The organism is Rhodococcus sp. JCM 9793 (assembly GCF_055380405.1).
The window spans coordinates 5,730,369-5,752,782 of record NZ_AP043721.1 but is presented as its reverse complement, the minus strand read 5'-3'; the positions used below and the strand labels follow the sequence as shown (position 1 = coordinate 5,752,782).

The following is a 22,414-nucleotide window of genomic DNA, read 5'->3' as shown; positions in this document are numbered from 1 at the left end:
CTCCTCGAATTCAGTAGAGGTTGCCGGGTTCGCCGGTGAGCAGGTACCGGCCGTACTCGAAATTGACGATGTCCGGCAGGTTGATGGCATGATGCTGGCCGGCATGGACGTCGCGCCAGACCGATTGCAGGGCACTCGACAGCGCGATCGACCGTGGCCCACCCACCTGGTATGCCTTGTCCGCAGCCGAGACCGCCAGTCCGACGGCCGCGATGTGATCGCGTTTGGTGCGCTGACGCATCGTCATCGTGACCGGCTCGCCGCGCTCGACAGCACCGAAGGCGTCGGCGAGGTCGGCCTGCAGGGTCCGGTACGCGGTGTCGACCTCGAAGTCTGCCACGGTCAGGCGTGCCAGCGTGGCCGCGTGCGGCATCTTGGACGCGTCGACCGCCAAGCGAGACTTGTGAATCGAGACCGCTTCGTCGATCACCCGGCGGGCCATGCCGATCAACGGCACCGCGACGGCATTGACGAACAGGGTGTACCAGGGCAGCCGGAAGAGTCCGGTGGTGTTCACCTCGTTTCCGGGATAGCGCTGCGAATAGAGATCGACGACGTCGTGCGTGCGATGTTCGGGCACGAATGCGCCGTCGACGACGATGTCGTTGCTGCCGGTACCGGCGAGGCCGGACATGAACCAGACGTCGTCGATCGTGTAGTCGGCGCGGGGCAGCAGCAGATGGATGTGCTGCCCGGTGCGCTGCCCCTGCTCGTCGGTGACCATTGCGCCCAGGAAGACCCAGTCGCAGTGGTCACTGCCCGACGAGAATCCCCACCGTCCGGTCAGTTCGTAGCCGCCCGGCACAATTTTGGCGGTGCCGGCCGGACTGTAGGACGAACTGATCCACGCGTCGGGATTCTCTCCCCACACGTCCTTCTGGGCTCGATCCGGGAACAGGCCCAGGTGCCAGGAGTGGACGCCGACGACACCGGTGACCCAGCCCGCAGAGCTCGACAGCCGCGCGAGCTCGTACATCGCGGTGTTGAAGACACCCGGATCGGCCTCGAACCCTCCGTAACGCTTGGGTTGGATGAGTCGCATGATGCCCGCGTCTCGCAGGATCTTCGCGGTGTCCGCCGAGAGTCGGCGCTCTTCGGTACATTCGGTTTCGAGTGCCTTCAGGCGGTCGCCTGCAGCGAGGGCGGTGTCCAGTGCGTCGTGCCGGAACTTCATGTGGGAAAACTCCTTCGGTGCCAGAGGGGGAATCAGCGGGTGAGGAAATCGGTCGTGAGCGACTCGAAGTCGTGCTTGCGTTCGACTTGGGCCCAGTGCCCGCATTCGCCGAGAATGTGCAGGTCCGCCTTGGGCATGCGGCGAAGCGCGAACAGGGCGCCGTCCGGGGGTAGCATGCGGTCGTCGCGGCCCCAGGTGACCAGGGTCCGGTGCGGGATCTCGTCGGTGCGTGCCCACAACGGCGCCTTGCCGGGCAGGGCCAGCGACGCCATGACCGCGCGCATCCGCTCGATGGCCCGGGGCGCGGTGGCGTTGTTCCAGCGTTCCTCGAGCAACTGAGGTGTGATCGTCGCCGGGTCGTAGACCATTGAGTCCACCCAGGCCTCGAGCGCTTCGCGGCTGGGGTCGACGAGAAACGCGTTCAAACGCCGGGCGCCCTCGCTCATCATCGGTCCGAGCAGCGGTGCGTACAGGCCGCCGGGACCCATCAACACCAGTCGCTCGACGCGTTCGGGTGCGATCGCCGCCGTTTCGAGCGCGACCCATCCGCCCATGGAATTGCCGAGAACGTGGGCCTTTTCGATGCCGAGGTCGTCGAGCAGCGTGACCATCGACTCCGCGGCGAGTTCGGGGTACGGACGGTCGTACTCGATATCCGGGCTCGCACCGAAACCGGGCATGTCGACAACGATGGTGCGGAAATTACGCGCGAAAACCGGCAGGTTCTTCGAGAAATTTGACCAGCCGGAGACTCCTGGCCCCGACCCGTGCAGCAGTACGAGGGGATGACCTTCACCGGCCTCGTGGAAGTGCAGCTTGTCGGTGGCCGACGGTCCGTGCGTCGTGGCGTCGTAGTCGAGGGTTTCCATGCGATCCGATCTCTCTCTTGCGGCGAGTGCATTTCGTCCCGACGAAGCCGGGGCCGAGGTCCACGAGGAAGTGGGCTCGGTCTCAGCCGGCCAGGCCGTGTGAGGCGAGTCACGTACGAGGGGTACGGTAACGGCTGTTGCCGCCCCGATCAAGCGAACGGTTGATATTTCCCAATCAATTGATTGATCAACCGCTGTTTTGGCGCTACCGTATGTGTTCGGGCCGTCTGTGATGGCCGACACGATCATGAATTCGGGCCCGGGAGGCAGTGATGGACATCGCGGCGGCTGCACGCTACAGGCAGGCCGGCTGGTGGGGTACGCGTTCGCTCGGTGAGGTCGTCGCCGACCACGCGAGGAGGATTCCCGCGGCGCCGGCGTTTGTCGCCGGCACGGACCGGACGAGCTGGCTTGACTACGACACCTATGCCGACACCATCGCGGCGGCACTGGTGGGCGCAGGAATCGAGCCCGGGGGTCGCGTCGGGGTGCTCCTCCCGGACACTGCGGATGTGCATGCCGCGTTGGTGGGGACCGAGCGAGCCGGTCTCGTGGCGATGGGCATCGGCGCACGTGCCGGCGACGCCGAGATCACGCACCTGCTCGGTCGTTCCGGTGCGGTCGCGCTGATCACGAGGGCGGATGACCGGGGCCGCGACATCGAGCAACTCGGGCAACTCGTGCACGCGGCCGGGCTGCCCGTTCGCGCGCACCTCGTCGTCGGGGCCGGGCGGGTGCAGGCGCTCCGTCGGCTCGACGCCGGACGCTGGCGTGAGGTCCCGGTCGAGTTCGCCCCGGACGACCTGGTGCGTCCGCGCGCCCTCGGTCCGGACGAGGTCTCGATGCTGAATTCCACTTCGGGGACCACCGGCCTGCCCAAGTGTGTGGTGCAGTTCCAGAACCGCTGGATGCACTTCTCCCAACTGGCTGTCGAAGCCGGCGAACTCGGCCACGACGAGGTATTCCTCGCGGCGGTCCCGGCCCCCTTCGGCTTCGGACTGTGGACGAGCCACTTCGCACCGGCGATGCTCGGGGCGCCCGCCGTGCTGCTGCCCCGCTTCACCGCCGACGAGATGGTGCGGAAGATCGCAGAGGAGCGGGCGACTGTCCTGTTCTGTGTCAGTACGCAATTCCGCATGCTGCTCGCCTCGGATCTGGCGGAACAGGTCGATCTGTCGTCCTTGAAAGTCATGTTCACCGGCGGCGAAGCGGTGCCGTACCGGGACGCCGCGAGGTTCGAGGACCGGACCGGCGCCACCGTGCTGCAGTTCTTCGGATCCAACGAGAGCGGCGCGTTCAGCTACACGACGACGAAGGACCCACGGGAGAAGCGGCTGACGACCGCGGGCCGGATGGTGCCCTCGATGACCGTCCGGCTGTACGACGACGAGGGACGGGACATCACCGCAAGTGGCGGGCCGGGGCAGCCTGGCGGCACGGGACCGCTCCTGAGCATGGGGTACTACGACGACCCGGCGGCCAACGACGCGCTCTACGCACCGGACGGCGCGCTGCTCATGGGAGATCTGGTCACCATCGACGACGGCGGCTACCTCACCGTCGTGGGCCGCAAGGCCGAGATCATCATCCGAGGGGGGAAGAACATCTCGGCCGCCCACGTGGAGCGAGAGGTCGAAACCCATCCGGATGTCGAAATGTCGGTGGCCGTAGGACTTCCGGACCACGTCTTCGGCGAGCGGGTCTGCGTCGCCGTCAGCGGAAGTTCCGCTGCCCGGCTGACACTGCCCGGTCTGGCCGCGCATCTGATCGAGCACGGGATGACCAAGGAGTATCTGCCCGAGTACCTGCTCGTAGTCGACGAGCTGCCCCGGTCCTCAGGAGGCAAACTGGCCAAGGGACAGGTCCGGGACCTGGCTCTGGCGGCGCTTGCCGCGGGTGAGCTCGAGGTCGCGGCCGGTGTCGGTCTCCTCGATCCGGTAGGGCGAGGGGCGCAGGGATGAGTTCGGCCGCCACCGCGCGTGGTGGTGTCGTGTCGTTCCGCGGTCGCCGATCGGCGACCGGCGCCCACATACCGGTGTCGGCGATCGGTCGCCGTGTGAGCTCGGCCCGCTGAGAGGGAATATCGTTGTTCCAGTGCTGCTGCGCCGGTAGGAAGGCAGCACGCCCGCGGGTCCCGATTCTGTATCCGCCAGTGAAAAGGAGGTCCGCGTGACCGAGATCGACCAGCCGAACCGTGTGGTCGGCTTCACCAGAATGGACGAGTCCACCAAGGAGGACATCGCACTCATCTTCACCGAGTCGAAGAAGTTCCTCAACGATCGCCTGGTCGACACCATGGTCGACCTGCTCGACTCGCTCAAAGGGCCGACGCTCGGCTATCAGGTCGACCGTTACGAGCACTCGCTGCAGACCGCGTCGAGGGCGTACCGTGAAGGGGCCAGAACCGATCTGATCGTCGCCGCGCTGCTGCACGACGTCGGCGACGCGATGGCGCCGGCGAACCACGCGGAGCTGGCGGCGTCGATCGTCCGTCCATACTTGGATGCGGAATCGACATGGGTTGTGCAACACCACGGAATCTTCCAGGGTTACCACTACTGGGACCGGCTCGGCCTCGATACCGATGCACGCGAAAAATTCCGCGGTTCACCGTATTTCGACACCTGCGCCCACTTCTGTGCCGAGTGGGACCAGGTGTCCTTCGACCCAGGCTACGAGACCTTGCCGATCGATCACTTCGTGCCGATGTTGCGTGAGGTGTTCACCCGTTCGGCGTCAGGGTTCGGCTCGGACTGATCCTGATCGACACCCGCGCATTGCCGTTGCTCGGCTACCGGAAGACGGTGGTTCTACGCGCCTGAGGGAGCAGTGTAGATGGGCACGCTAACTTGGTCGTATGACCACGCCTCTGCAGAACATCGCAATCAACACCCTCTCGGGTGAACCCACCAGCCTCGGCGCGTACGACGGCCACGCGCTGCTCGTCGTCAACGTTGCTTCCAAGTGCGGTCTGACACCGCAATACACCGTGCTCGAGCAGCTCGCGACCGAGTACGCCGATCGCGGCCTGTTTGTCATCGGCGTCCCGTGCAACCAGTTCATGGGTCAGGAACCGGGCACAGCCGAGGAGATCCAGGAGTTCTGCTCCACCACCTACGGGGTCACGTTCCCGCTGCTCGAGAAGATCGAGGTCAACGGCGAGAACCGGCACCCGCTGTACGCTGAGCTCACGAAGCAGGCCGACGCGAGCGGTGAAGCCGGCGACATCCAGTGGAACTTCGAGAAGTTCCTGATCGCGCCCGACGGGACCGTCGTGAACCGTTTCCGTCCCCGCACCGAGCCCGACGCACCCGAAGTGATCGACGCGCTCGAAGAGATCCTTCCGGCCTGATCCCGATCGACACAGCACGAGAACAGAGCACCAGAGATATGTTTTCCACCGACGCGCGCGACGCGTTGTACGACATCATCCGCATGCGCCGCGACGTGCGCGCCGAGTTCAGCGGTGACGTGATTCCGGAGGACGTGCTGTGGCGCGTCCTCGGGGCCGCGCACCACGCACCGAGCGTCGGCAACACGCAGCCCTGGGACTTCGTGGTTGTGCAGGACACGCAGCGCCTCGAGCAGTTCGCCGCGCATGTGGCCGGGTGCCGCCAGGCCTTCGCCGACTCGTTGCCGGAGGACCGCAAGGGCACCTTCGACCCGATCAAGGTCGAGGGCATCGTCGAATCGGGCACGGGCATCGTCGTCACCTACGACCCGGAGCGCGGCGGCAAGCACATCCTCGGCCGCCACACGATCGACGAATCAGGCCTGTTCTCTGCGGTGCTCGCGATCCAGAATCTCTGGCTTGCCGCGACCGCGGAGGGACTCGGTGTCGGCTGGGTGTCGTTCTACGACGAGCCCTTTCTCGCCGACTTCGTCGGTGTGTCCGGCCCGGTGCGCCCCATCGCGTGGCTGTGCGTCGGGCCGGTGACCGCATTGCAGGAGGTCCCCGATCTGGAACGGTTCGGATGGCGTACCGGGCGCCCGCTCACCGACGCCGTGCACCGTGACACGGTCGCCGGCACCGCACTCGAACAGGACACCGCCGACGCCTGACATCCCGATACGCAGGCGGCCGCCGACATCCCATGTCGGCGGCCGCCTACGTATATCCGGACCTGTCAGAGTTCGGTAGCGACCTTCCACGCCGTGTGGATGGCGCCTTCGATGTAGTCGACGCTGCCTGCGTCGCCGACGACCCGCACGTCGAGACCGGAGTCCGCGAGCTGGTCGGCCAACGGTGCCGCAGCAGAGACACCGGACGCGACGATCACCATGCTCGCGCGAGCAGATTTCGTCTCGCCGTCGACGGTGAACTCCACGGTCTTCGGGGTGATCCGCTCCACGGTGGCGTTGCGGTGCACCTGCACACCGATTTCACGAGCGTGCTTCGCGGCGGTCCACCTGCGCGGCATGGCCATCGGAACGCCGAGCTGCTGACCTTCGGCGAGCAGCGTCACGCGGCTACCGCGTTCGGCCATGAACTCTGCCAGCTCGAGTCCGACGAGCGAGCCGCCGATCACGACGACGTCCTTGGCCATCGGCAGGAACTTCAGGAACCGGGTGCTGAGGCTGCGGATCCGTTCGGCGCTGGTGGTGATGCCTGCCAGTTTGCCGAGCTTGCCCATGATGCGTAGGAACAGTGCCTGGTCGGAGACGTCGCCCGTGCCTGTCATGAGCGCACGCATGCTGTCGCCGGTGTGCACGTGCGGCAGGTCGCCGCCGGGAACGGTCGGACGCTCTCGCACTGCGCCGGTCGCGACGATCACCACATCCGGGTTCAGCGCACGCACGGATGCCGCGGTCGCCTCCGTGTTCAGGCGCACGTCGATGCCGAGCCGGGTGACTTCCTGGGCCTGCCACTTCAGCATGCGTCCGTTGTCGGGGGTGGTCAGGCTGGAGAACCACATCGTGCCGCCCAGTCGGTCCGCCTTGTCGAGGACCGTCACGCGGTGTCCGCGTTCGGTGGCGACCCGTGCCGCCTCGAGACCGCCCGGTCCGGCGCCGATGACCACGACGTGCTTGGACGTGGCGCTCCGGACGAACGGCATCAACGTTTCGTTGCCGAGCGTGGGGTTGACGGCGCAGATCGGTGTGGCATCCCAGAAGTTCTCCTGGACGCACACGTAGCAGTTGATACACGGGCGGATCTGCTCGGTGCGGCCCGTCTCGAGCTTGTTCACGAGCTGCGGGTCGGCGAGCAACTGGCGGCCCATCGCAACGAAATCGGTGTGACCCTCGGCGATCATCTTCTCGCCGACCTCGGGCAGCATGCGTCCGACCGTGATGACCGGGATCGACACCCCACGTTTGATGACCGACGCGTTGTCCGTGTAGAAACCGACCTTGTTCGGCAGCGGGCCGTCGGTGAAGTTCGCGAACGCGTTGAGTGCGGTGCCCGTGACGTGGATGGCGTCCGCGCCTGCTTGCTCGAACATGACGGCGGCGGCGGCGGATTCCTCGATGGTGAGACCGTCGGTTTCGCCGTACTCCTGTCCGGCCAGACGCACGATGACGGCGAGGTCGTCGCCGACCTCGGCCTTGACCGCGCGGATCACCTCGACCGTCAGCCGTGCCCGATTCTCCAGCGACCCGCCGTACTCGTCGGTGCGCTGGTTCGAGTATCGGCTCAGGAAACCCCCGAGAACGTAGTTGTGGGCGACGTGGATCTCGACCGCATCGCCACCGGCGGTCCTCACGCGTCCCGCAGCCTCGGCGAACATGCGAACCAGCCACTCCAGGTCTTCCGTGGTGGCTTCGTGATACGTGGCCTTCTTGCCGCCGGAGATGGCAGCCATCTTCTTCAGCTCTTCGGGGGTGTTGTCGATGAACGCGCTCATGTCGCTCGGCGGCTTCGGCGTGCTGGGAACCAGCTGGGGCCGATCCTGAATTGTGTCGATACGTGCGACCTTGCCGTGGTGCGTCATCTGTACACACAGCTTGCTGCCGGCCTCGTGAACTGCGTCGGCGAGCGCTTTGATTCCGGGGATGAACCGGTCCTCGGACAGTCCGGGCTCTTTCATGCTGGTACAGCCCGCGGGGTACGCAACGGCGCAGCACCCGGTGATGATCAGCCCGGTTCCCCCGGCGGCGCGAGCGACGAAATGATCGATGTCGCCCTGCTCGATCTCGCCGTCCTCGCAGAGGTTCATGTCCATCGCGGGTAGTACCACCCGGTTGTCGAGCGACATGGGGCCGATGGTGCCGGGGGAGAGCAAGCTGGGGTACGTCTGAAGCCGGTTCGTCACGCAAAGAAGCTATTCCCAGGACAGGAACCCCGGGGCGCCCGGTCTCGATGAACGAGATGTCGATCACTCACCGCCGGAGCGGCGATACGGGTACGCTTCTGAACCCGCCTGCGGGGTGTCCGTTCAGTGTGCCGACCGGCGAGTACATGTTGTGCCGGTTTTCAAGCCCCCGACGGTTTCCGTTCACTCCTGTGGTGCATCGTGGCAGGCATGAGCGGACAGCTGATCGTGTCGGTATCGGGGATCCGTGACGCCACACGCGACGACGTCGACGAATTCGCGCGGGAGATGGACGCACGCGGCGTCCCGCTGTCGCTGTTCGTGGCGCCGAGGCTCAAGGACCACTACCGGCTGATCAATGATCCGGAGACCCAGGAGTGGTTGCTCGAACGTCGTGAGGGCGGCGACGCGATCGTGCTGCACGGCTACGACCAGGCCGCCACCAAACGTCGTCGCGCCGAGTTCGCGTCGCTACCCGAACACGAAGCCCGTCTGCGTCTGCTCGCAGCCGATCGTGTGCTCGAGGAGACCGGACTGCGTACCCGGCTGTTCGCACCGCCGCGCTGGCTCGCGTCGCCCGGTGCGCTCGCCGCGCTCCCACAGACCGGCTTCCGGCTGATGGCCGACATCGCGGGCATCCGCGATCTCGAACGCGACACCGTCGTCAAATCCCGCGTCTACGGGATCGGGGACGGTGCGAAGACCGAACCGTGGTGGTGTCGCGCCATGGTGATCGGGGCGGGGCGCGTCGCCCGTCGTGGTGAGCTGCTGCGTGTCGCGATCTCGGGTGCGCATCTTGCGAAGCCCGGTCCCCGGCAGGCGATGCTCGACGCGGTCGACATCGCGCTGCATCACGGGGCCGAGCCCAGCGTCTACCGTTGGCAGCGCACTGTATTCGATCGAAGCGTGGCCTGAATCACCGTGTCGAGGCCTGGACCTCTCCCGTTCCGCGCTACTGCTCGGTAATGTTCACGGGCATGGAAGCAGACGTGATCGTGGTGGGGGCGGGGCTTGCAGGGTTGGTGGCCACGGGGGAGTTGATCGACGCCGGCCGCACGGTCGTTCTCGTCGACCAGGAGAACTCGAACAACCTTGGTGGCCAAGCATTCTGGTCTTTCGGAGGCCTGTTCTTCGTGGACAGCCCGGATCAGCGGCGACTCGGGATCAAGGACTCGTACGAACTCGCCCTCCAGGATTGGATGGGCACCGCCGGCTTCGATCGTGACGACGAGGACCGCTGGCCGCGCCGCTGGGCACAGGCCTACGTCGAGTTCGCGGCAGGGGAGAAGTACGCCTGGCTGCGGGAACGAGGTCTGAAGATCTTCCCGATGGTCAACTGGGCCGAACGCGGCGGCTACGACGCCGGGGGTCACGGCAATTCCGTTCCGCGCTTCCACATCACGTGGGGAACCGGTCCCGCACTCGTCGAGATGTTCGCGCGCAAGGTCCGTGACGGTGTCGCCCGCGGACTGGTGACGCTGAAGCACCGCCACCAGGTGGACGAGCTGGTCGTGACGGGCGGCGCGGTCACCGGCGTGCGCGGTACCGTCCTCGAACCGACCACCGCCGCGCGCGGAGTGAAGTCGTCGCGGACTGCCGTCGGCGACTTCGAATTCTCCGCGGGAGCCGTCATCGTCACGTCCGGCGGCATCGGAGGCAACTACGATCTCGTGAAGAAGAACTGGCCGAAACGGATGGGTGAGCCGCCGAAGCACATGCTCACCGGGGTGCCCGCGCACGTCGACGGCAGAATGCTCGAGATCACCGAGAACGCCGGCGGCAACGTCGTGAACCGCGACCGCATGTGGCACTACACCGAGGGCATCACCAACTACGACCCCGTGTGGCCCAACCACGGCATCCGCATCCTGCCCGGGCCGTCGTCGCTGTGGCTCGACGCCACCGGCAAGCGACTCCCGGTGCCGCTGTTCCCCGGGTTCGACACCCTCGGCACGCTCGAGCACATCGTGAGCACCGGTCATGACCACACGTGGTTCGTGCTCGATCAGAAGATCATCGAGAAGGAATTCGGGCTCTCCGGCTCGGAACAGAACCCCGACCTGACCGGCCGTGACATCCGTCTGCTCCTGCAGCGCGTCAAATCCGGCGCCCCCGGCCCGGTGGAGGCCTTCAAGGAACGCGGCGTCGACTTCGTGGTGCGCGACAACCTCGCCGATCTCGTCGCAGGCATGAACGAACTCAGCCCCGACGCGCCGCTGGACTACGCGACGGTCCGGTCGACGGTCGAGGCCCGCGACCGCGAGATCGCCAACAAGTACACGAAGGACCTGCAGGTCGCGGCGTTGCGTGCGGCCCGCGCCTACAAACCGGACCGCATCGCGCGGATCGCGGCGCCGCACCGGATTCTCGACCCCAAGGCCGGCCCGCTGATCGCCGTCAAACTGCACCTGCTCACCCGCAAGACACTCGGCGGACTCGAAACCGACCTGTCGTCGCGGGTCCTCAAAGCCGACGGATCGGCGTTCGAGGGTCTGTTCGCTGCGGGCGAGGTCGCGGGCTTCGGTGGCGGAGGCGTCCACGGCTATCGGGCGCTCGAAGGTACGTTCCTCGGCGGCTGCATCTTCTCGGGTCGGGCGGCGGGTCGCGCCGCCCGGTGATCAGACCTCTTCGTCGTCCTCGTGCTTCAGCACCCGGAACTCGGTGCCCTCGGGCGCCATCTCGGAGTACCGGCCGTAGAAGATCCCGTTGGCCTGGTCGGTGATGATGCCCTGGTGGATCGGCACCGCAACCCGAGGATTGACCGCCCGCAGGTAGTCGACGGATTCCCAGATCTTCAGCCAGGGAGCGGCCGACGGCAGCGCGAGCACGTCGACCTCCTCGTGCGGGATGTAGAGCGAATCACCCGGATGAAGCAGACGAGCCGGGTTCTCGTCGTCGCCGACGAGGTAGGCGGTGTTGTCGATCACGGGCAGCTCGGGGTGGATCACCGCGTGGCGTCCACCGGTGCCGCGGACGGTGAGGGTGCCGACGGAGAACGTGTCGCCGGGACGCACCGCCGACCACTCGCCGTCGAGCATCGACGCCGACTGTGGATCCGAGAACAGCGCGGCGCCGGGATTCGCCTCGAGCAGCGCGGGAAGTCGCGCCGGATCGGCGTGGTCGGGATGCTGGTGGGTGACGAGGATGGCGTCGAGCCCGGTGATCCCCTCGAATCCGTGCGAGAAATTGCCCGGGTCGAACAGGATCGTCGTGCCGTTGTGTTCGAGCAGGATGCAGGAGTGTCCGAAGTGCGTGAGTCGCATGGATCCGAGTATGCCGGGCTCGACCGTTCCGCGTGGGCCGGTAAACTCCAGCGTGTCCGGTGTCCGTCTCCGGGCGCCAGCACTACTACCGAGGAGCAGCACGTGGCGCGTGTCGTCGTCGAAGTCATGCCCAAGACCGAGATTCTCGACCCCCAGGGCCAGGCCATTGTCGGGGCGCTGTCGCGGCTGGGCTTCGCGGGCGTGACCGACGTCCGTCAGGGAAAGCGGTTCGAGCTGGAGATCGACGGCAGCGTCGACGACGCCGAGCTCGAGAAGATCGCCGAGGGTCTCCTTGCGAACACCGTGATCGAGGACTGGACGGTCCGTCGGATCGACGGTGAGGCATGAGCGCCCGCATCGGAGTCATCACGTTCCCGGGAACGCTCGACGACGTCGATGCATCCCGCGCCGTGAAGCTCGCCGGTGGTGAGGCCGTGAGCCTGTGGCACGGCGACGCCGACCTGAAGAATGTCGACGCGGTCATCGTGCCCGGCGGATTCTCCTATGGCGACTACCTGCGCTGCGGCGCGATCGCCCGCTTCGCTCCGGTGATGGGCAAGGTCGTCGAGGCAGCGCAGGGCGGCATGCCCGTCCTCGGCATCTGCAATGGCTTCCAGGTGCTGTGCGAGGCCGGTCTGCTGCCGGGCGCACTGACCCGCAACGCGGGTCTGCACTTCGTGTGCCGCGACGAGTGGCTGGAGGTCGAGGCCACCGACACCGCGTGGACGTCGCGCTACGAGTCCGGCGCCGAGATCCTCGTGCCGCTCAAGTCGGGTGAGGGCCGCTACCAGGCCTCCGAACAGGTGCTCGACGAGCTCGAAGGTGAGGGGCGTGTCGTGTTCCGTTACGCGGGCGACAACCCGAACGGTTCGCAGCGCGGCATTGCCGGCATCTCGTCGGCGAACGGCCGCGTCGTCGGTCTCATGCCGCACCCGGAGCACGCCACCGAGGCACTCACCGGTCCCAGCGACGACGGGCTCGGCATGTTCTACAGCGTTCTCGACGCCGTTGTGAACGCCTGAATTCTGGCAAGACAAGACCCCGCTGTTCATCTGGGCAGCGGGGTCTTGCATTCGGAAACAGAACGAGGGACCTCGTCGCCGTCCCGATCGGCTTCGAGGTCCCTCGCTCGGTTACACCCGGAATTCAACCCCCCGATCGAGTCCCGAGCCGGAGCCATCCCCATCCCCCTCCAATGGCGCCGAGCTCAAGTGTGCCGGACTCGGTCGATCTTGTCCTGAGTAGGAATACGCAAAATTTGGGTATCCACAGTCGGGCCGCTCGGACGTACGCTGTAGCGCATTGTTCGCGATCCCACTGACGAAGGACCGGCATATGGCATTTCCCGATACGGCACCCCTCGATCCCGCTGCCGCGAATCCCACAGCGTCGAGCGAAGCGCCTGTGCCCGAAGAATCTTCGGTGGAACGCATGCTGCGCATCTTCGATGTGACGCCGACCGGGGAGAACAGCTTCACCGGCGAGAGCGACGGCGGAGGGCGACGCGTCGTCGACGGCACTCAACTGCTCGCCCAATCGATCGTTGCGGTGGCGAAACGATTTCCGGACAAGGAGATCCGATCTGCGCGAGCGATCTTCTCGCGCGCGGTCGATGCGGACGAGCCGGTCGATTTCGACATCGATGTCGTTCACGCGGGACGCACCGTGGTCAGCGCGAACGTGGCCGTCTGCCAGAACGGCCGACGGCACGCGATGGTGTCGATTCTCGCGGACCTCCCCACCCCGGATGTGATCCGCCATCACGCACCACGGCCCGACGTCGCCCCGCCCGGCGAAGCACATCGGAACGAAATGCCCATGACCGGACGGGAGCTCAGGGTCGTCGATGTCGTCGACGTCCGCAGCCCCGAGGAGGTCGGGCCGCCCGAACTCCATGCCTGGCTGCATTACGACCCGATCCCGACGCGTACCGACCTGGCCAAGGCGCTCATTGCACACTTCACCGGGCACCTGTCGGTCTCCGCGACCATGCGGGCACACGACGGGGTCGGAACGAGCCAGGCACACCGGACGATATCGACCGGGATCATGACGGTGTCGGTTGCGTTCCACGAACCCGTCCGATGGGACGGATGGCTGCTCTACTCGCACGAAAGCACGCAGGTGGGAGCCGGGATGTCGTACGTGCGAGGACAGGTGCACACCGAAAGCGGGGAACTGCTCGCCTCGTTCACCCAGGAAGCGATGATCCGGCCGCTGCAAGCCGACCACTCCGCGATACCCGCAAGCGCGCGGTTGTGACCGGAGTGCGTAGCGCGCAGGCTCCGGCCTTCAGGCCGGTGATAACGCATCAACGATGACATGACAGAACGACACGGTATTCTGTCACAAATGGCATCGAAGGTGGTGAAGCGGGCGTACAAGTACCGCTTCTATCCCACGGGCGAGCAGCGCGAGCAGCTCGCCCGGACCTTCGGCTGTGTGCGATACGTCTACAACCGGGCGCTGGACGAACGCTCCCGCGCCTGGTCGCAGGAACGCAGGAACATCACCCACGCCGAGACGGACAAGATGCTCACCGGCTGGAAGCGCGATCCCGAAACGGAATGGCTCACCGAGCCATCCAAGGGCCCGCTCCAGGCCGCGCTGCGGAATCTGCAAGGCGCGTTCGACAAGTTCTGGCGCAAGCAGGCGGGCTACCCGACGTTCAAGAAGAAGGGTCGCTCGAAGGACTCGGCGACCTATTTCTCGAACTGCTTCACCTACCGGGACGGGCGGATCAAGCTCGCCAAACAGGCGCAGCCGCTGGACATCCGCTGGTCTCGCCCGTTGCCCGAGGGAGCGGTCCCGTCACAGGTCACCGTGTCTCGCGACGCTCGGGGCCGGTACCACATCTCGATCCTGGTCGAGGGCACGATCACCGAGCACGACCCGACCGAGGTCATGGTCGGACTCGACGCTGGGATCACCAGCCTCTACACCCTCTCCACCGGGGAGAAGATCCACAACCCGCAGCACGAGAAGAATGACCGCGCGAAGCTCGCCAAGGCGCAACGCGCACTGGCGCACAAACAGAAGGGATCGAACAACCGGGCCAAGGCGCGCGAAAAGGTCGCCAAGGTCTACGCCCGCATCGCTGACCGGCGCTGGGACCATCTGCACAAGCTCTCCACTCGACTGGTGCGCGAAAACCAAGTGATCGCCATCGAGGACCTGAGCGTGCGGAACATGGTCCGCAACCACAGTCTCGCCCGAGCCGTCTCGGACGCGAGCTGGTCGAGCTTCCGGTCGATGCTCGAGTACAAGGCCGACTGGTACGGCCGGGAGGTCATCGCAATCGACCGGTTCTACCCCTCGTCCAAGACCTGCTCGGCGTGCGGGCACATCGTGGACACGCTGCCGTTGGATATCCGGGAATGGACCTGCTCGAAATGCGGGACGGTCTACGACCGGGACCACAACGCCGCGAAGAACATTCTTGCCGTCGGACTGGCGGTGCAAGCCTGCGGAGATGGTATAAGACCTCTTCGCGCATAAGCGCAGAGAGGCAACCTCGATGAAACAGGAATGCCCTGTCGTAAGTCAGGGAATCTCCCGCCTTCAGGCGGGAGAGGAAGTCAAACCGCGGGAACACCGGACAGACAGGAGAGTGCCGATGAGTGTGCAGGACGGCGAGACGGGCCCTCGGAGCAGTACGGGTTTCGCGGCCAGGCCGGACTACCGGGTCGATATCCACGCCCGCCGCAATGTGGTGCGCGCGACTCTGAACGGGGTGCTCCTCGCCGAGACCACAGCATCCCTGCTCGTCGACGAGCAGGACCACGGTCTGGTGTTCTACTTCCCACGCGCGGACGTCGCGGTGGATCTGACACCGGCCGGGGACGCAGGGTCGCGGTGTCCGTTCAAGGGGGAGGCCACGTACTGGCGTTTCGACGGGGACGGCGAGCAGTCGCTGTGCTGGAGCTACGAGGAGCCCTGGGAGCAGGTGGCCCGGATTCGCGGCTTCGTGGCGTTCTACCAGGACACCGTCACCGTGAGCGTGGGGCAGGCCCATCCGGCGGTGTCGGGGCGCTGAGCAGAAGGCGACGGTGGCGCCGCGAGGACGCAGCAGCGAGTGCGAAGATGCTGTGCATGCCTTCGATCACGAATGCCGATGCCCAGGGTCTGTGTAATTTCGTCGACCTGTCGCCTTCGCCGTTCCATGTGTGCGCGACCGTTGCGGCAACGCTGACCGACAACGGGTTCGCAGAACTCGACGAGACCGCCGGCTGGCCGGTCGATCCGGGTCGGTACTACGTGATCCGGGGCGGCTCGCTCATCGCGTGGAGCACCGAGGGCGACGACACGAGCCCGGCCCGGCCGTTCCGCATCGTGGGGGGACACACCGACAGTCCGAACCTGAGGGTCAAGCAACACCCGGATCTCGCGTCGGCGGGGTGGCAGCTCGTCGGTCTCGAACCGTACGGCGGGGCGTGGCTCAACTCGTGGCTCGACCGCGACCTCGGGGTGTCCGGACGATTCACCGTCCGCGCCGGGCACACGACCGAGGACGTGCTCGTGCGCGTCGACAAGCCCGTACTGCGCGTGCCGCAACTCGCCATCCACCTGTCGGAGGACAGGAAGGGCGTGCAACTCGATCCGCAGCGCCACGTCAACGGTGTGTGGGGAATCGGCGGCGAACCGCGGTCGTTCATCGACTACCTCGCGGAGGAGACGGGCATCGACGCCTCCGCGGTCCTCGGCTGGGAACTCATGACCCACGACCTGGCACCGAGCTCCCTCGTCGGAGCCGGAGGAGATCTGGTCAGCGCACCGCGACTCGACAACCAGGCCACGTGTTACGCGGGCCAGCAGGCGCTGCTCGCCGCGACCGGGCACGTCGCCGAGCATGCGGGGCCGATGCCCGTGCTGGCGTTGTTCGACCACGAAGAGGTCGGCAGCATGTCAGACCGGGGGGCCTTCTCCGATCTGCTCAACACCGTCCTGGAGCGCATCGTGCTGGTGCGCGGCGGTGGGCGCGACGAGTTCCTCCGCGCTCTGGCGGGGTCGATCGTCGCGTCCGGCGACATGGCACACGCGACGCATCCGAACTATCCGGACCGGCACGAACCCGCTCACCGGATCTCGGTGGGCGGCGGACCGGTCCTCAAGGTCAACCAGAATCTGCGGTACGCGACCGACGCGGAGGGTGCCGGTGCATTCGCCCTCGCCTGCGAGCAGGCCGGTGTTCCACTGCAGCGGTACGTCCACCGGGCGGATCTGCCGTGCGGTTCGACGATCGGCCCGATCACTGCGTCCCGGACCGGCCTGACCACCGTCGACGTCGGTGCGCCGCAGCTCGCGATGCACTCCGCTCGGGAGTTGATGGGTGCGGCGGACGTGACGACGTATGCGGAATCGCTGGCCGCATTTCTCACACCGCGCTTGTCGCATTCCTGAGACCGGCGCGCCGACCGATGCGAGACTGAGGGCGTCCAGTCCGGGTCGCGATCGGGGGTGTCGAGGTGAGTGTCCCGTCCTTCCCCGACCACCTGCTCGGCCTCGACGAATGGGTGAGGCTCCCCGAGTACGACAGTGTCCATGTGGAGGTCTGCGAGGGGGTTCTCGTTGCGTCGCCGCGACCAGGATCGGCGCACGACCACGTGGCGCTCGCGCTGGCGATGCAACTCGACGATCAGCTTCCCGGCAACCTGTGCGTGCTCGGCGGGGTGGAGGTCCTGGTGACGGCGGTGCCGCTCACCGTGCGCATCCCCGACGTCATCGTGGTCGACCGGACCCTCGTCGACGCAGATCCTGATCGAGCTCCGTCCACCGAGGTACGACTGGTGCTCGAGGTCACCGTCGACGGCACCGCCCGCACCGACCGGGTCACGAAGTTCTCGGAGTATGCGGAGGCCGGGATTCCGCAGTACTGGATCGTCGATCTCACCGGTCCGCCGGTGATTGCGGTGTTCACCCTCGACTCCGGGTGGTATCGGTACGACGGTGAACACAGCGGCGCGCCGAGGCTGACTGCCGTGGGAAACGAGGTCACCGTGGACCTCGGCGGGCTCGTCGAGCCGGGCGCTGTGGCACCGGAAGCGCCGGAGGGGCCCGCACCCCGATAGACTGACTCCCGGCAGTGCCCGCCCGGCCTGCTGTTTTCGATCCCAGAGTGAAGGGACCCGACGCCCAGTGTCATCGCACGTGGATACCGTCACCCACGCCGCCGAAACCCCCGATGTCGCTCAGCCCTATCGGGAGCTGGGTCTGAAGGAAGACGAGTACACCCGCATCACGGAGATCCTGGGGCGCCGCCCCACGGACGCCGAGCTGGCGATGTACTCGGTGATGTGGTCCGAGCACTGCTCGTACAAGTCGTCGAAGGTGCACCTGAAGTACTTCGGTGAGACCACCACCGACGAGATGCGTTCGTCGATGCTCGCCGGCATCGGTGAGAACGCCGGCGTCGTCGACATCGGCGACGGCTGGGCCGTCACCTTCAAAGTCGAATCCCACAACCACCCCTCCTACGTCGAGCCCTACCAGGGTGCGGCGACGGGTGTCGGCGGCATCGTCCGCGACATCATGGCGATGGGTGCACGCCCGATCGCGGTGATGGACCAGCTGCGCTTCGGCGCGGCCGACCACCCCGACACGCGGCGTGTCGTCGACGGTGTCGTGCGTGGCGTCGGCGGTTATGGAAACTCCCTCGGCCTGCCCAATGTGGGCGGCGAGACCGTGTTCGACTCGTCCTACCAGGGCAACCCGCTCGTCAACGCCCTGTGCGCCGGCGCGATGCGCGTCGAGGATCTGCACCTGGCGTTCGCGTCCGGCACCGGTAACCGGATCATCCTGTTCGGTGCCCGCACCGGCCTCGACGGCATCGGTGGCGTATCCGTTCTCGCGTCCGAGACCTTCGACGACAGCGAGGGCGGGGGCCGCCCGAAGAAGTTGCCGAGCGTTCAGGTCGGCGACCCGTTCACCGAGAAGGTGCTCATCGAGTGCTGCCTCGACCTCTACCGCGAGAAGCTCGTCGTCGGGATCCAGGATCTCGGCGGTGCCGGGCTGTCCTGCGCGACGTCCGAGCTCGCCGCGGCCGGCGACGGCGGCATGCACATCTACCTCGAGCGTGTCCCGACCCGTGCGACGGGCATGACCCCGGCCGAGGTGCTCTCGTCGGAGTCGCAGGAGCGCATGTGCGCGGTCGTCGCACCCGAGAACGTCGACGCGTTCATGGCCGTGTGCAAGAAGTGGGATGTGCTCGCCACCGACATCGGTGAGGTCACCGACGGTGAGCGTCTCGTCATCGACTGGCACGGCGAGACCGTCGTCGACGTCCCGCCGCGCACGGTTGCGCACGAGGGACCGGTCTACGAGCGTCCCGTGCAGCGTCCCGACACACAGGACGCGCTCATCGCCGACACCACCGCGAAGCTGAAGCGTCCGGAGACCGACGACGAGCTGAAGGCCACGCTGCTGAAGATGCTCGCGTCGCCGGCGCTGTGTAGCCGCAAGTGGATCACCGAGCAGTACGACCGGTACGTGCGTGGCAACACTGTCCTCGCCGAGCACGCCGACGCCGGCGTGGTCCGTATCGACGAGGAGACCGGTCGCGGTATCGCGCTGGCGACCGATGCGTCGGGCCGCTACACGCAACTCGACCCGTATGCAGGGGCGCAGCTCGCGCTCGCCGAGGCATACCGCAACGTCGCCACCACCGGTGCTACGCCGAAGGCCGTGTCCAACTGCCTGAACTTCGGGTCGCCGGAGGATCCGGGCGTGATGTGGCAGTTCCAGCAGGCCGTGCGTGGCCTCGCCGACGGCTGCGCGCAGCTGGGTATCCCGGTCACGGGCGGCAACGTCAGCTTCTACAACCAGACCGGTTCCACACCGATCCTGCCGACGCCCGTCGTCGCGGTCCTCGGTGTGATCGACGATGTGCACCGACGCATCCCCACCGGCCTCGGACTCGAGCCCGGCGAGACGCTGATCCTGCTGGGGGAGACCCGCGACGAGTTCGACGGATCCATCTGGGCGCAGGTGGAGCACGACCACCTCGGCGGTGTGCCGCCGAAGGTCGACCTCGAGCGCGAGCGTCTGCTGTCGGAGATCCTCCTCGCCGGGTCGCGTGACGGACTGATCTCCGCCGCCCACGACCTGTCCGAGGGCGGGCTCGCCTCGGCGGTCGTCGAAGCCGCACTCGCGGGAGAGACGGGCTGCCGGATCCTGATGCCCGAAGATGCGGATCCGTTCGTCACGTTGTTCTCCGAGTCCACGGGTCGTGTTCTCGTCGCGGTTCCGCGTACCGAGGAATCCCGGTTCACGGGGATGTGCTCGGCGCGCAACATGCCGTGGGTCCGGATCGGTGTCGTCGACGAAGGATCCGACTCGATCGAGGTTCAGGATCACTTCTCGGTGACCATGAGCGAACTCCGCGAGGTTTACGAAGGCACCTTGCCGGCGCTGTTCGGGTAACCGGATGGCGGCTTCCCAGGTCGACAGGCTGGCAGCGATAGAAGCTCGTCAAGGGCAGATCATCGCCGCAGTCACCGATTTCGGTGAACGCCACCCCCTCACCGCTCGGGTGTTGGGGTGGCTCAGCCTCGATACGACCGGGGTGGCCGTCGCCGCTGTCTTCTTCTGCTGGTCACTGTCGCCGTCACTGCTACCGCGCGACTGGCTGTTCCAAGGCATCATCGGCGGGATCAACGCCACGATCGGGTACGGGCTGGGCTGCGTGGTCGGCTGGGCTGTCACCCGTTTCGTGCTCCAGGGCCGACCATGGTGGCCGCTGCCGCTGCCCGTCGAGCGGGCGATCATGGTGGCGGTGCCCGTCGCCGGAATCCTCGCCTCGCTGGTCGCGCTCGTGCTTGCCGCCGGCCAACAACGTCAACTGGCCGCCCTCATGAATGCCGAGGGCACCACGACGTCCGGTTACCTCCGCACGTGTCTGCTCGCTCTTGTCGTTGCCGCACTGCTGATCTCGATGTGGCGTGGACTGCGCGACATCGGTCGCTGGATCTCCGGGCAACTCGTCCGACGCACACGGATGCCGGTGGGTCTCGCCCGCACCCTCGGGGTGATGCTCGTCGTCCTCGCGACTTTCATGCTCATCGACGGTGTGCTCCTGCGTGTGGCCTACGCGGTCACGAACTCGGCGTTCAGCCTCCAGGACGACACCACCCGACCCGGCGCAATTCAACCGCTGAGTCCCTCGAAATCGGGAAGCCCCGAATCCTTCGCACCGTGGGAGACGCTGGGGTTCGAGGGCCGGAACTTCGTGTCGCGGGGGCTGGACGCCGAGGAACTCACCGCGATCAATGGTGAGCCCGCACAGGAACCGATTCGTGTCTACGTCGGCCTCGACACCGCCGAAACACCCGAGGAACGCGTGGACCTCGTCGTCGACGAACTCGAGCGGACCGGCGCGTTCGATCGTTCTGTACTGGTGCTCATCCCCACGACCGGGACCGGCTGGGTCAATCCGACGGCGGCGCAGGCGATGGAACTCGTGCACAACGGTGATGTCGCGATGGTCGCGTGGCAGTACTCGTTCCTGCCGAGCTGGATCTCGTTCCTCGCCGACAAAGAAAAGGCTGCAGCCGCAGGCGAGATGCTGATCGATCGTGTGCACCAGCGGTGGCTCGAGCTCCCCGAGGACGAGCGACCCGAATTGTTCGTCTACGGGGAGAGCCTCGGAACCCAGTCGGGTGAAGGCGCTTTCGACAGTCTCGCCGACATCCGGGAGAGCGTCGACGGTGTGCTGTGGGTCGGCCCGCCGAATTCGAATCGGCTGTGGGGCCAGCTCGTCGAGCGCAGAGATCCGGGCAGTACCGAGGTCGATCCGGTCTATGCCGATGGTCTCGTCGTGCGGTTCGCGGACAGCCGGTGGGACATCGGTGTTCCCGACACCCCGTGGTTGTCGCCGCGCGTTCTGTACATCCAGCACGCGTCGGATCCCGTCGTGTGGTGGACGACGGACCTGCTGTTCGCACGGCCCGACTGGTTGTCGGAGCCGCCCGGCCCGGACCGGCTGCCGCAGATGCGATGGTTCCCGTTTGTCACGTTCTGGCAGGTCTCCGCTGATCTGACGAACGCGGCGGGGGTGCCGGACGGGCACGGGCACAACTACGGCACCACCGTGCTCGACGGGTGGGTCGCGGTGACGCAACCCGAGGGGTGGACCGAGACCGACACCGAACGGGTCCGGATCGCACTGGACGCGCTGCGCAAGACCCAGGGACCGGAGAAATGACGGTTCGGTCGTGGCGCGGCCCGGCGGCTGTGGTGGCTGCGGTCATGCTCGGTGCGGTGCTTCCCTCAGCCCCCGTCGGACCGCGTGGCCGTGTGCTGCTCGCCGTCGGTGCCGGGGTCGGGGCGGTGGCGCTGACCCGCGTGTCGGGTCTCGATCGACACGCATTGGGTCTCGATGTGTCGCGGCTGCGTGCGGGCCTGCGGTGGGGTGCCACCGCGGCGGCTCTGATCGGGGGCGGTTATGTCGTCGCGCTGTCCGTCCCGGCGCTGCGCGTCCACTTCGTCGACGACGAACGTGGCCGGCGCGAGGACTTCTACGAATGGATCGGCCTGCACATCCCGGTCGGCACCGTCCTCGCCGAGGAGTTGCTCTTCCGCGGCGCGCTGACAGCCCTCGTCGGACCGCTACCGCAGGCCGCGGCCTTCGGATTGTGGCATGTGCGTCCCGCGATCGCCGTCGGTGACAGCGTCGCGACCACGGTCGTCGTCACCGGGCTGTCCGGTCTGGGTTTCGCGTGGTTGAGGAAGGGGAGCGGAAGCGTTCTCGCGCCGGCACTGGCTCACCTCGCGGTCAATGTCGGAGGAGCGGTCGCGGTCCGGGTGGCCACGCTCGGGGCCGGCCCCGAGCGTCACGACGCCGCGAATTAGATTGGCGGG

At 66.7% G+C, this 22,414-nt stretch carries 20 protein-coding genes; 16 read left to right on the top strand and 4 right to left on the bottom strand.

Going from position 1 to position 22,414, the window contains the following annotated elements:
• Nucleotides 1-10 precede the first annotated feature (10 nt).
• Together ACZ46K_RS28785 and ACZ46K_RS28780 are read right to left on the bottom strand one after the other, a co-directional pair.
• Nucleotides 11-1,174, bottom strand: coding sequence for an acyl-CoA dehydrogenase family protein (locus ACZ46K_RS28785; protein ID WP_132475400.1), 1,164 nt, complete (start codon nt 1,172-1,174; stop codon nt 11-13).
• A 32-nt stretch (nt 1,175-1,206) separates the two neighbouring features.
• On the bottom strand, nt 1,207-2,043 hold the full coding sequence (locus ACZ46K_RS28780) for an alpha/beta fold hydrolase (protein WP_054719589.1): 837 nt from the start codon (nt 2,041-2,043) through the stop codon (nt 1,207-1,209).
• Nucleotides 2,044-2,315: 272 nt separating this feature from the next.
• Between ACZ46K_RS28780 and ACZ46K_RS28775 the strand changes: the two genes are divergently transcribed.
• The 4 genes from ACZ46K_RS28775 to bluB all read left to right on the top strand — a co-directional run bounded on the left by ACZ46K_RS28775 (nt 2,316) and on the right by bluB (nt 6,105).
• The gene (locus ACZ46K_RS28775) at nt 2,316-4,004 is read left to right on the top strand and encodes a class I adenylate-forming enzyme family protein (RefSeq protein WP_132475403.1); all 1,689 of its coding nucleotides are present in this window, start codon (nt 2,316-2,318) and stop codon (nt 4,002-4,004) included.
• 208 nt (nt 4,005-4,212) lie between these two features.
• Nucleotides 4,213-4,800, top strand: a complete 588-nt coding sequence (locus ACZ46K_RS28770) for an HD domain-containing protein (protein WP_241997453.1) — start codon at nt 4,213-4,215, stop codon at nt 4,798-4,800.
• A gap of 100 nt (nt 4,801-4,900) precedes the next feature.
• Nucleotides 4,901-5,395: a glutathione peroxidase gene (locus ACZ46K_RS28765; RefSeq protein ID WP_054719685.1), complete on the top strand. Its 495-nt coding sequence runs from the start codon at nt 4,901-4,903 to the stop codon at nt 5,393-5,395.
• A 38-nt stretch (nt 5,396-5,433) separates the two neighbouring features.
• Nucleotides 5,434-6,105 (top strand): 5,6-dimethylbenzimidazole synthase, encoded by a 672-nt coding sequence (gene bluB / locus ACZ46K_RS28760; RefSeq protein WP_132475406.1) that lies wholly within the window; start codon nt 5,434-5,436, stop codon nt 6,103-6,105.
• A 65-nt stretch (nt 6,106-6,170) separates the two neighbouring features.
• Here the strand turns inward: bluB and ACZ46K_RS28755 are convergent, their stop codons facing one another.
• Nucleotides 6,171-8,297, bottom strand: coding sequence for an NAD(P)/FAD-dependent oxidoreductase (locus ACZ46K_RS28755; protein ID WP_132475409.1), 2,127 nt, complete (start codon nt 8,295-8,297; stop codon nt 6,171-6,173).
• 210 nt (nt 8,298-8,507) lie between these two features.
• On the opposite strand from ACZ46K_RS28755, the gene ACZ46K_RS28750 reads away from it, so the two are divergent.
• Together ACZ46K_RS28750 and ACZ46K_RS28745 are read left to right on the top strand one after the other, a co-directional pair.
• The gene (locus ACZ46K_RS28750; protein WP_054806039.1) at nt 8,508-9,212 is read left to right on the top strand and encodes a DUF2334 domain-containing protein; all 705 of its coding nucleotides are present in this window, start codon (nt 8,508-8,510) and stop codon (nt 9,210-9,212) included.
• Nucleotides 9,213-9,274: 62 nt separating this feature from the next.
• On the top strand, nt 9,275-10,915 hold the full coding sequence (locus ACZ46K_RS28745; RefSeq protein WP_464746114.1) for an FAD-binding dehydrogenase: 1,641 nt from the start codon (nt 9,275-9,277) through the stop codon (nt 10,913-10,915).
• On the opposite strand, the gene ACZ46K_RS28740 is transcribed toward ACZ46K_RS28745, so the two are convergent.
• Entirely contained in the window at nt 10,916-11,560 is a 645-nt protein-coding gene (locus ACZ46K_RS28740; protein ID WP_054806040.1) for an MBL fold metallo-hydrolase, read from the bottom strand. It lies immediately after the preceding gene.
• A 102-nt stretch (nt 11,561-11,662) separates the two neighbouring features.
• On the opposite strand from ACZ46K_RS28740, the gene purS reads away from it, so the two are divergent.
• The 10 genes from purS to ACZ46K_RS28690 all read left to right on the top strand — a co-directional run bounded on the left by purS (nt 11,663) and on the right by ACZ46K_RS28690 (nt 22,405).
• A complete protein-coding gene (gene purS / locus ACZ46K_RS28735) occupies nt 11,663-11,908 on the top strand; it encodes a phosphoribosylformylglycinamidine synthase subunit PurS (RefSeq protein WP_054714511.1) in 246 nt (81 codons plus the stop codon).
• Nucleotides 11,905-12,582 carry a phosphoribosylformylglycinamidine synthase subunit PurQ gene (gene purQ / locus ACZ46K_RS28730; RefSeq protein ID WP_054806038.1) on the top strand — a complete coding sequence of 226 codons (678 nt, stop codon included), beginning with the start codon at nt 11,905-11,907 and terminating at the stop codon, nt 12,580-12,582. The genes purS and purQ overlap by 4 nt, the downstream gene beginning before the upstream one ends.
• Before the next feature lie 409 nt (nt 12,583-12,991).
• On the top strand, nt 12,992-13,822 hold the full coding sequence (locus ACZ46K_RS28725; RefSeq protein ID WP_054714514.1) for an acyl-CoA thioesterase: 831 nt from the start codon (nt 12,992-12,994) through the stop codon (nt 13,820-13,822).
• A 90-nt stretch (nt 13,823-13,912) separates the two neighbouring features.
• On the top strand, nt 13,913-15,058 hold the full coding sequence (locus tag ACZ46K_RS28720; RefSeq protein WP_464746112.1) for an RNA-guided endonuclease InsQ/TnpB family protein: 1,146 nt from the start codon (nt 13,913-13,915) through the stop codon (nt 15,056-15,058).
• Between the two features lie 118 nt (nt 15,059-15,176).
• Nucleotides 15,177-15,596 carry a DUF427 domain-containing protein gene (locus ACZ46K_RS28715; RefSeq protein WP_054806037.1) on the top strand — a complete coding sequence of 140 codons (420 nt, stop codon included), beginning with the start codon at nt 15,177-15,179 and terminating at the stop codon, nt 15,594-15,596.
• A 56-nt stretch (nt 15,597-15,652) separates the two neighbouring features.
• On the top strand, nt 15,653-16,960 hold the full coding sequence (locus ACZ46K_RS28710) for a M18 family aminopeptidase (RefSeq protein ID WP_054810002.1): 1,308 nt from the start codon (nt 15,653-15,655) through the stop codon (nt 16,958-16,960).
• A 65-nt stretch (nt 16,961-17,025) separates the two neighbouring features.
• The gene (locus tag ACZ46K_RS28705) at nt 17,026-17,628 is read left to right on the top strand and encodes a Uma2 family endonuclease (RefSeq protein WP_054810001.1); all 603 of its coding nucleotides are present in this window, start codon (nt 17,026-17,028) and stop codon (nt 17,626-17,628) included.
• A 67-nt stretch (nt 17,629-17,695) separates the two neighbouring features.
• The gene (gene purL, locus ACZ46K_RS28700; protein ID WP_464746110.1) at nt 17,696-19,978 is read left to right on the top strand and encodes a phosphoribosylformylglycinamidine synthase subunit PurL; all 2,283 of its coding nucleotides are present in this window, start codon (nt 17,696-17,698) and stop codon (nt 19,976-19,978) included.
• 4 nt (nt 19,979-19,982) lie between these two features.
• Entirely contained in the window at nt 19,983-21,758 is a 1,776-nt protein-coding gene (locus ACZ46K_RS28695) for an alpha/beta hydrolase (RefSeq protein ID WP_464746108.1), read from the top strand.
• Nucleotides 21,755-22,405, top strand: coding sequence for a lysostaphin resistance A-like protein (locus ACZ46K_RS28690; protein WP_464746106.1), 651 nt, complete (start codon nt 21,755-21,757; stop codon nt 22,403-22,405). The genes ACZ46K_RS28695 and ACZ46K_RS28690 overlap by 4 nt, the downstream gene beginning before the upstream one ends.
• Nucleotides 22,406-22,414 lie beyond the last annotated feature (9 nt).